Raw genomic sequence first — 10055 nt, 5'->3', positions numbered from 1 at the left:
AATCACCGAAATACGCAGCGTATCGATAAAGGTCAACACTAGCAAGTGAAAGGACCAAATGGCTGCGGAAAAAGCACATTACTAGGCCTGATTTTTGGTGATCATCCCCAATGTTATAGCAACGACATCCACATCTTTGGTAAAAAGCGTGGCAGTGGCGAGACCATTTGGGAAATTAAGCAGCACATTGGCATGGTATCTTCGGCGTTACATCTCCAGTACCGCGTGAACTGCAGTGCATTAGAGGTGATTCTGTCGGGCTTTTATGACTCCATTGGACTGTATTCTCGGCCAAGTAAAAAAGAAACCAACGTCGCGAAAGAGTGGCTGGCGATTCTCCATATGGCGCAACACGAGAAGACCTCCTTTAAGCCACTAGAGTATGGTCAACAACGTTTATTGCTGATTGCCAGAGCAATAGTGAAACAGCCTACTCTGCTGATTTTGGACGAGCCTTATCAAGGCTTAGATTACTTAGGGCGAGTTCTTGTGAAAAATACACTAGAGCTAATCGCGAAAGAAAATCTAAGCCAACTTCTCTACGTTTCCCATTATCAAGAAGATGGCTTAGACAGCATTCAAAACTATCTTGAGTTTAAGTTCGATCAAGCGTCTCAGTGCTACAAGGGGCACATCGAATAAACGTCTACTCTCTATTGCCAAGCACTTCGGCATAAGGGAGTGGCTTAGCATAGAAGTAACCTTGGTGAATGTTCACCCCTAACGCTTTTAAGTGGTCAGCTTGCTCTTTTGTCTCTACGCCTTCTGCAACCAACTCAACACTTAAATCTCCAGCCAGCCTGACTATGGCGTGTAATACTGACGAATTAACACTCTCAATCCCAATAGTGTCGACAAAACACTTATCGATTTTCAAGTAATCGACCTTCATGTGCTGTAATACGGCTAAGGCGGTTTGCCCTGTACCAAAATCATCGATAAGCACTTGAATACCATGGACTCGCAGAGCAGCGATATGTTGAATGGCGTTACTGTCTATCAACTGCCTTTCGGTAATTTCAATCCCTAATTCGACGTTGTGTTGTTTTAAAGTACGATGAATGTTCTCAATTTTTCTTATCACATGGGAATCAGACAAATAACCAGGCGGTACGTTGACGCCCAAATGTATCGACTCTTCTAATTTAACTTTTGAGAAGTCTTCACAAGCTTTATCCAACACAAAGTCGGTTAGGCTTTCTACCAACCCACTCTCTTCTGCCACAGGTACAAATTCATCCGGTGAGATAAAACCTCTCAGTTTATGCGGCCATCGAACTAATGCCTCATAACCAAAGACTTTGCCTGTTTGAGCATCCACTTGAAGTTGATAGTAGAGCTTCAATTCACGCTTTCTGATTGCTTTTTTAAGCTCAGAGACCATGTTGCGCTGTGGATCGATAAAGCGACGGACGAGAAAAATGAATAAGTAAAAGGTCAGTAAAGCCGGAATGGAAGAATAGAAGGATGAGAAACGCTTTTGCTCGATAAAATCGTCACTTGCTTCAATTAAGATCTCATAATCGAAACTCGAAGAGTAATAAAGCGCAGTTTCGTTCTCACCATCTTTCGTTAAATCCATTGGTGCAGACTCATCACCAACAAAAATAGCAGTACGTTTAAGTCTAAAGTCATTTCGGTAACCAACCGTGGCAGCAAAGTAGTCTCGGTCGATGATGGTCACTGCTCTGTATTCAGGATGCTCTTCGCTGGTAATACTTAAGAACAAAACCTGATCTGGATAACCATTTACACGACCAAGTGAGAGTGTCTCTGGGCGATACATTTGGATATAGTCATCCGCAGGACGGGATATCGCACCGAGCTTTGACGAGCAGATTATTTCATCATCCTTGAGAATGAGCATCTCGTCGATGTGACGCTCGAACATTAAGTTATACTGTAGAGCCTCGCAATGCTCAGGGCGTAACAGGGCAGTGCGATTCTCTGCCTTAATCTGGTGAAAAATCTCCTCCACAACTGGAGTATCGTTATCAAGAATATGGACAAGATTTCGCTGAACACTTTGGTGAGATGAATAAAGTACTTCTGCCGCAACCAACGGTATAGGCAGAAGAAAAATAATGGCTTTTTTCAAAAGCTCTTTCTTTATCATTTAAATATTGTCTCTTCTGAATAAAACTAGGTAGCGAAAGAGTAAGTAGTGCCTTTCTATCAACTACTTATTGAGGCTCATTACTAAAAGGCACGACTATACCAATCTATCGATTGAGTATGGTTTACAAAACACAAAGCAGCAAACATAACAATGAGTTATTGATATGCGACTCATTTCAAAAACGGAGTGTATCAATTTTCCTTACCCAAGTGCGATCCGTTAAGAGAAATTCACACAAAATTTTCCTACAGACTCTCTATTTTCAGCACAACTGCTCGTCTGGTTGTAGCGTTTTTCGTATTGCGTAAACGCGAATGCCCTCCTATCCCAAGACAAACGCGAACCTTTGGGCTGAGACAAACAAAATATTTATAGGCCACTTTCTCACCCTATGAGAATATCCATTTCTAATTATTTTCCTTTTCTCAGCTATTAAGAATTATAGTTGTTGCCTATCCATTATCACGTTACAACACGCTCATGACGACAAACAAAGCCAACGCTAACCAAGTCAACGAAAAGGCGCTGCAATTGCTGATGCAAGTCGCAGTTAGTCAATTTCCAGTCTCAGCGAAAACGCTCAGTGAACAACTGAACGTGCCTTTAAGTAGTCTTTACCGACACTTGAAGCTACTCAAAGAGTGGAACTTGATCGAAGAAAGCGTACACGACAAAACTTTTGTAGTTGGTCCTGCCGCCCTGCTGTTAATGCACAGCTATGAAACCGCTCAACACGGTTTGGATATGGTGGAAACCATTCTTGCTCGATTGGTTCAACAAACGGGCGAGATGGCGGCTTACATGGTGCCTTCTGGCTATCGTGCGCTTTGTGTCAGACAAAAAGAAAGTATGCAGGCGCTTCGATGCAGCTACGTCCAGGGTCAAAGTCAACCATTGCTTCGTGGCGCCTCATCTAAGGTGATGCTGGCTTTCATGCCTCAAAGCCGTTGCGAAAAAATCTTGCGTCATTTTGGGCAAGATGACCGCCTCAGCGAATGGGAACAAGAGCTTAGCACCATCCGTAAGAACGGATACGCTGTTAGTACATCAGAAATCGATCCTGGTGTATCTGGCATCAGTGCCCCAGTCATGAAAGGAAGTAAATTGATTGGTGCGGTCTCGGTGATGGCTCCGGCTCACCGAGTCGAGAAGGATAAGCAGCGTATCATTTTGCATGTGTTGCAGGCAGCGAGGGCGTTGCCGCCAGAAAGGTAATTCACCATGTTGAGCTTTTTCAAACGTTACAAACTTCATCGAGCGAATAAATCAATCCATCACTACCCTTTTTCTTTTATGACGGTATGTGAGCATTTAGCCCCGATGAGTCATGGAACGTTTGAATTAGCTGATCAGAGTCTTGAGAATGCCAGTGACTGGCTTTACCAACAGCATGACCAAGGCTCTGCTGCAAACCTTGGCCACTTTTCTCATCATCAAATTGAAACCGGCGACTTTCAAGAAGCATTGAGCTTGTCTCTCTCACGTCACTCAATACCCGTCGTTTTGTCAAATTGTACCGAGGCGATGTTATCCATGCTGCCTGTTGTGGTCAGCAACAATGACGAAGTTGGGATCATCCATATCGGTCACAAGATGAATCTTGACCCAACACTCGAGCCACGCGTCGGTTCTGCATTCCATTTTGCCCTCTCGCGATACCAAAATGTCCGTTTGTTCTTTGCAGGCACAAGCGAACAAGACACAAAACAAGAAGCATGGGAATACGCAGAAGATCAAGGCTGTGACTGGGTAACAGACCGTGAGTTTACATTCCGTTTCCGAAATCATTTGAAGCAGCAAGTCGGCAACTATCTTGATCACTGTGACCAAATCATTATGTCGATTGATTTGGCGTCACTGCTTACTAAGAATCACCTTGATGGCACACCAGCGCTTGATATTCAGATGGTGCTGCGCATGATTCGCTTGTGTTTAGTATCAGGAAAAGTAAAAGCGATTCAATTAGTCGGAGACCGAGATCGCCTTGTGTATTCGAAGCAAACTAAAGCGATTCTTGAAGAGTTGTACCAAATTGCCCCCTTGATTGACCACGCGGCTTAACTTGTTTTTAACCGGATAAAGCCACAGCCTTGTTGTGGCTTTGCCTTGAACACTCCAAATCACTCTTTTTACTTACTTTCTAACAAATTATTCCACCAAAAGTGTGACGCACTTCAGCCCAAGGTATTGAACTAAGATCACATTCAAGGTCTAATGCTTACATATGAACTTGGTACAACATACGAAATAAAAACAACCATAGTTCAATAAGTAAGCGGTATAAAAAACAAAACCATTCGCTAAATCATATTCTGTGAGTCCATTACTCACTTTCGCTTGGTGCCATTAAGTTCCACTAAATTTAGGACACTTGATGATGCGCTTTTTCAGCATTTTAAGTACAGCATTACTCTTCCCAGTAATGGCAGAGGCAAAAATTTATGACCTCGCCGATATAAAAACAGGCGATATAGTTAGCTTTTGTCCCACTGCGATAGAGATCCAGCAATCGGTAGGATATGACAAGGCATATTACTGCCACGGCGAAATATCTTTAGAGCAAGATGTGCAAATCATTAACTCTAAAGATACTTATGTTCAGCTTCGTGCCTTTACAGGTTTAAACCTTAAAGGTAGGAATACTATTGGCTCCCCAGAAAACCGAATAGACATCAAATCACTTTCCCAGGGGGGAATCATAAGCAATACAAACCATGAAACTGATTACACCTTTATCTATGGCGATATAAAAACCGATTATGCGGTTTCACTTGAAAACGTACTTATCGATGGTGATGTAGACTCAAGAGGCATGACTGTTGAACTAAAAGGCCTGTACAACGTGGTCAATGGTCAGGTCACCGCAAGTCAAAACCTAAAACTTGAGAACGCTCAGGTGTGCGGAGATGTTTGGTCATCTGGTGGTTTGGTAGAAATCGGGGCGAATAAGAACATTATTGTTGGTGGTCTTTTTTCACTCCAAGATCTAACACTTTCAAATACTGATGTTTTTGGTGCAATTGAATCCAAAGGCGCAAATATCACACTGAACAAAACATCCGTTTATGCAAAACATAAAGCAATTAAAGCTTTTCATACAGCAAGCTTTGTAGACGGTATTGGTCAAGTATGCGGAACAATCGAAGCCCACCGAGTTAATAACGATATTACTCAGTTTTGCGGAAAGGGTGATCCAGATTGTACTTATGCAACCAATAACTGCCCAGAAAAAGAAGTCCCATTTTGCGAGCTAGTTCCCCCCAACGAATGATGACTTCGACATTGTCGTTACACCGGCAGAAGATATGGCACTAATGTGTGGTGATGAATTGCCTCAGTTTACTGTAACCACAACCAATAATGGTGAAATGACGAGTGCTCACGTGTTGGCTTCTCTCTCTGATCCTGACCTATTCATCCTTGAGATGGTTGAAGGAAAGCAGAAGATTGATGACAACAACTTTATCTCAAAAGATGACGGTACGCTGATAGTAAAAGTCGTTCCTAACAACATTGATGCTATCGCTCTCGATGCAAACTATACCCTCACCTTTACCATGGTGGATGACACAAACAAAATGCAGACTGTGCAGTTTATGTTTACGCCATATATGTTCGAAGCCTACGCAGAGGACCTAAGTAGCCTTAAAGAAATCCACGTCATTGCTGGTAAATCACAGACCGTGGACACTCGCTTGTTGGCGTGTGCAACTACCGGTGAACAAGTCATTGCAACCAATTATGATGGCAAACCGCAAATCACTCATCCTCTGATCAAACCCGCAGGCGGCAGCGAAGGCAACTTTAGTTATTCTGCAGATTTTAAAGACGGTCTCTCGAGTCACGGCTTAATCACGAATGAATCTGGATTGTTCTCTGTAAAAATGTCCGATAGGTTCGAGTGCTCAGGCTTCGCAGAATGTCCAGATGAAGGCTCTGTATACGTTGAAGGCACATTTGATGTGAAGTCTCGACCATGGACCCTAGCCATTTGTGACGGTTCGACCGCACTGGCTTCGGGTACCTCGAAAAGTGGCCCTGGGTTTATCGCCGCTGGAGAACACTTCTCACTGACCGTTAAACCTATCATCTGGCAAAGCGGTGGCTCTGTTACTGGTGAAGTTAATACAAAGAGTTATTGCAACGCAGACGTTACTCACAACTTTATGTTAGAAGATGCACCCGCGGCGAACATCGTCATCAGCAGTAAACAAAAGACACCGACCGAAACCGCAAACCAATCTGAGAAGTTGCTGGAAAGTACCTTGTCACTCACTCGTAGCCATACTGAGAGTGAGAACTCTCAATACACCTTCTCCGGCTTGTACTGGGAAGAAGTTGGCAGCCTAAAGATAAAAGCCAGTTTAAGTGGCCAGTATCTTGATATGACGGTTAACACTGGCTTTCGAAATGTCGGTCGTTTCTACGCCAAATACTTTAAGGTGAGAGAAGCGGAATGGAAGTACCCGACAAAACAAAACTTCATTTATATGAATCAACCATTTGAGGAAGTAAGTTATGACGTGGTTGCCCTCAATGCGGAAAAACAAGACATTGAGAATTACGTCTATTTCAATGCCAACCTCCGAGAGCATTTCCATTTGGGTGAATTGAGTGACTACGTCGATCGCTTCATTCCACCAGCAGCGCACTCGGTGGAGTGGAACTTGGTGGGAGACGCAAGTGTCGGCACGTTCACAATCAAAAAAGCCAGCGGTAATGCGACTTGCGACAATAGCCCGTGTTGGGAGAAGGACGAGACGGATGGTCAGTATCCAGATGGCCCATTCAACAAAGACTCCAAATCAACACAGAGTGAAATCGGCCTAACTCACACAAACGTCGTTGACGAAATACACTTCTTTGATGACCGACATATCTTAGAACAGCAACCGGATATCCGCTTTGGTAGGCTCAACTTCAAAGACGTTGGTGGCAACCAAGGCATGACAATTAAAGTACCTCTGGATGTCGAAGTCTGGCAAAACGGCCGCTTTGTGACCCACTTTGAGGATAGCGCGACCAAAACAAATGGTGAGCATCATACTAGTACGCCAATTTGGTCCAACTCGGCCCCTAACAACACTTTGTTATCTGGCGAAGGTTCGATAATCGCAGGCAGAACCTATGGCCTTGTTGCCAGCCAAGTCGATTCAGCACGAGAGCAAGTTCGCTTCCATTTGGATTTGAGCAGTGCGGGGAATAACTTACCTTGGCTTAAGTACAACTGGGATAAGAGTGACGCAGATGAAGACAACCCACCAACAGTAGTAACCTTTGGTATCCATCGTGGTAATGACCGCATTATTTACCGCGGAGAACCAAATTTTATTGGGATGAATTAAAACCTTATCCGCATAAAAAACGCCCCTCACGTGAGGGGCGTTTTTTATTTTATTCAATTATTTAGAAGAGCGACGCGCTTTCAAGCGTTTTACCATCGCTAAGCGACGCTCTGCAGAGCCTTGGTCTGTTGCCGATTGGTTCGGGTTGTTACGACGGCCTTGGCGGTTCTTGAATGCAGGCTTTGAGTTTAGCTTCTCAATGTAAGATTCACGCTGCTTTGGCTCGTAACCTGCTAGCTCGATACGACGAATGCGTTGCTGGATTAGGTTTTCAACCTGCACCACTGTTAGCTCTTCTTCGCGGTTAACAAACGATACGGCGTGACCTTGTTTACCAGCACGACCTGTACGACCGATGCGGTGAACGTAGTCTTCTGCTAAGAATGGCATGTCGTAGTTCACTACATGTGGTAGATCTTCAATATCCAGACCACGAGCCGCGACATCTGTTGCAACCATTACACGAGCTTTGCCTGTTTTGAATTCTTCTAACGCACGACGACGAGCGCTTTGTGCTCGGTCACCGTGACACACAACGGCTTTGATGCCATCTAGCTTAAGCTCTTTCACAACATCGTTCGCAGTTTCTTTGTAGTTTACGAACACTAAGACTTGCTTCCAGTTCTTGCGGCCGATTAGCTCAGAAAGAAGCTCTGTCTTGCGCTCTTGATCCACTGGGTAAAGTACGTGCGCAATAGTTTGTGCCGTTGTGTTTGCACGTTCTACTTCAATGCGCTTTGGCTTACGAAGGATGTCTTTCGCCAATAGGTTCAATTGGCTCGATGTTGTTGCTGAGAACATCATGATTTGTGGGTCTGTATCCACATCCATCATGATTTTACGTACAGCATGGATAAAGCCCATATCAAGAATACGGTCCGCTTCATCAAACACAAGAAACTCGATGTTCGCGACTGATACGTTACCTTGCTCGATGTGCTCTTCTAGACGACCAGGCGTCGCAACAAGAATATCCACACCACCTTCTAGCGCGGTAACTTGAGAAGACATCTTGCGGCCACCAAAGATCGCCGCAACCGATAGGTCTGTGTACTTAGTGTATGCTTTGATATTGTCCGCGATTTGCTCTGCTAGCTCACGAGTAGGCGCCATGATCAGTGCACGTGCCGTTTTGCGAGATGCGCTGCGACCGGATTCCAATAACTGTTGAATCATAGGCAGAGAGAACGCGGCAGTTTTACCCGTACCCGTTTGTGCCGTTGCAAAAATATCATGACCTTTACGGGCCATTGGAATCGCCTTCTGTTGAATTGGCGTTAACTTCTCATAACCGCATTCTGCCAGAGCTTTAACCACTTCTGGCGCAAAACCTTGAGATGAAAATGACATTGAGCGTATTCCTTAAACAAATCACTAAATAGCTATAAAAATTTTAGCGGTGCACTATACCCGAATTCCAGTGATTTATCTCACTTTTCTCATGCGTTAGCGTAAAAACTCATGGAATTACGCACCACTCGATTCCGCATTCTTAATTTTATGCGTGCTTTTCCCCTATTGGATGAAGAAATACCGGCTTTTTCCCGACTTCTTCGCTTCATACATCGCCATATCCGCTTGATGCATTAACTCATCCAAGGTGCAGTTTGTCTCTTTCGCATAGCAACCACCAATTGAGGTCGTGACTTGATGGAACACATCAGGGCGAACCTCGATCGGGTCTTGAATCAGTTGAATCAAAGACGACGCGAAATGTTCTGGATCTTGCATATGTTCTTGACTGCTCAACAAAATAGCGAACTCATCGCCCCCTAATCGAGCAAGAAGCGCTTTACTGCCAAACACTCGCTGCATCACGGAAGCGACGTGTTGAAGGGTCTTATCGCCCGCCGCATGGCCGTATTCATCATTGATAAACTTAAAGCTATCAAGGTCAAGGTATATCAAGCACACCTCTCTACCCGCTTTCAAACATTGGGATAACGTCTCCGATGCTTGGCTTTGAAAAGCGGCTCGGTTAACCAAGCCAGTCAGGCTGTCATGATGCGCTAAATAGTAAATGCGTTGGTTGTCCGAAAACGCACGAAGCTGAAAGCGTGCGATGAAATAAGCCAGAACAATGCTCAGCACCACACCCACTTGCATTAACCACTTACGTTCATACTGCGAGTTACAGATCTGTTTTCTCTTACTAAAATCGACGTAAGAGACCAACTTCCAAGCTGTCGAGCTGTTTTCACTCACATGGTAATCTTGAAAACAGTATGGGTTAATGCGATCCACTGCTCCAACCGATTCAATTGTTATGATGCCCTCATCCGTTTCAATTTGTCCGGATAGCGTATTTCGAATTTGATCGGCTAACTCTGGGTAATCAGCGTAAATGGTTTCGCCTTGTCGATCGTCGTACATGAACGCAAACTCTGCCTCGCGGTGCTCTTTATTGAACAGATAGAAACCATCTCGATTGAGAAGCATGTAGTTCGTGCCCCTATCAAGGTTGAACAATTGCATGCCTTCCATAAGATACTTCGCCAGGTAGTTAGAAGTGGACCCCAATGGTTGGACACATAAGCTAACTTCTTAAGTGGTTGATCCAGCTCATGCAGCGTATCTCTGCCTACCAAAGT

5 protein-coding genes and 2 pseudogenes are annotated in these 10055 nt (G+C 44.3%); 4 read left to right on the top strand and 3 right to left on the bottom strand.

Going from position 1 to position 10055, the window contains the following annotated elements; all coding sequences use genetic code 11:
* Positions 1–642: pseudogene (locus KIV40_RS23865) on the top strand (ATP-binding cassette domain-containing protein); the annotation flags it as partial.
* A gap of 4 nt (positions 643–646) precedes the next feature.
* Here the strand turns inward: KIV40_RS23865 and KIV40_RS23860 are convergent.
* On the bottom strand, positions 647–2116 hold the full coding sequence (locus KIV40_RS23860) for an EAL domain-containing protein (protein WP_012129110.1): 1470 nt from the start codon (positions 2114–2116) through the stop codon (positions 647–649).
* Between the two features lie 483 nt (positions 2117–2599).
* On the opposite strand from KIV40_RS23860, the gene KIV40_RS23855 reads away from it, so the two are divergent.
* The 3 genes and pseudogenes from KIV40_RS23855 to KIV40_RS23845 all read left to right on the top strand — a co-directional run bounded on the left by KIV40_RS23855 (position 2600) and on the right by KIV40_RS23845 (position 7464).
* Complete coding sequence (locus KIV40_RS23855; protein WP_285351663.1) at positions 2600–3334, top strand: IclR family transcriptional regulator; 735 nt, start codon at positions 2600–2602, stop codon at positions 3332–3334.
* A 6-nt stretch (positions 3335–3340) separates the two neighbouring features.
* Positions 3341–4180: an arginase gene (locus KIV40_RS23850; RefSeq protein ID WP_228174400.1), complete on the top strand. Its 840-nt coding sequence runs from the start codon at positions 3341–3343 to the stop codon at positions 4178–4180.
* Positions 4181–4493: 313 nt separating this feature from the next.
* Positions 4494–7464: pseudogene (locus KIV40_RS23845) on the top strand (DUF6701 domain-containing protein).
* Between the two features lie 57 nt (positions 7465–7521).
* Here KIV40_RS23845 and KIV40_RS23840 read toward each other — a convergent pair.
* Together KIV40_RS23840 and KIV40_RS23835 are read right to left on the bottom strand one after the other, a co-directional pair.
* Positions 7522–8814, bottom strand: a complete 1293-nt coding sequence (locus KIV40_RS23840; protein ID WP_005433606.1) for a DEAD/DEAH box helicase — start codon at positions 8812–8814, stop codon at positions 7522–7524.
* 165 nt (positions 8815–8979) lie between these two features.
* Positions 8980–9948: a GGDEF domain-containing protein gene (locus KIV40_RS23835; RefSeq protein ID WP_285351662.1), complete on the bottom strand. Its 969-nt coding sequence runs from the start codon at positions 9946–9948 to the stop codon at positions 8980–8982.
* Between the last annotated feature and the right edge of the window lie 107 nt (positions 9949–10055).

The sequence above is a fragment of the Vibrio sp. D173a genome (assembly GCF_030248475.1).
The sequence above is the reverse complement of the archived record's forward strand: the minus strand, read 5'-3'. Positions and strand labels throughout refer to the sequence as shown.

What these genes read in the sequence shown, in the direction of transcription:
- KIV40_RS23835 (WP_285351662.1), bottom strand. Translation starts at nt 9,948, where the DNA reads ATGGAAGGCATGCAATTGTTCAACCTTGATAGGGGCACGAACTACATG.
- KIV40_RS23850 (WP_228174400.1), top strand. Translation starts at nt 3,341, where the DNA reads ATGTTGAGCTTTTTCAAACGTTACAAACTTCATCGAGCGAATAAATCA.
- KIV40_RS23855 (WP_285351663.1), top strand. Translation starts at nt 2,600, where the DNA reads ATGACGACAAACAAAGCCAACGCTAACCAAGTCAACGAAAAGGCGCTG.
- KIV40_RS23840 (WP_005433606.1), bottom strand. Translation starts at nt 8,814, where the DNA reads ATGTCATTTTCATCTCAAGGTTTTGCGCCAGAAGTGGTTAAAGCTCTG.
- KIV40_RS23860 (WP_012129110.1), bottom strand. Translation starts at nt 2,116, where the DNA reads ATGATAAAGAAAGAGCTTTTGAAAAAAGCCATTATTTTTCTTCTGCCT.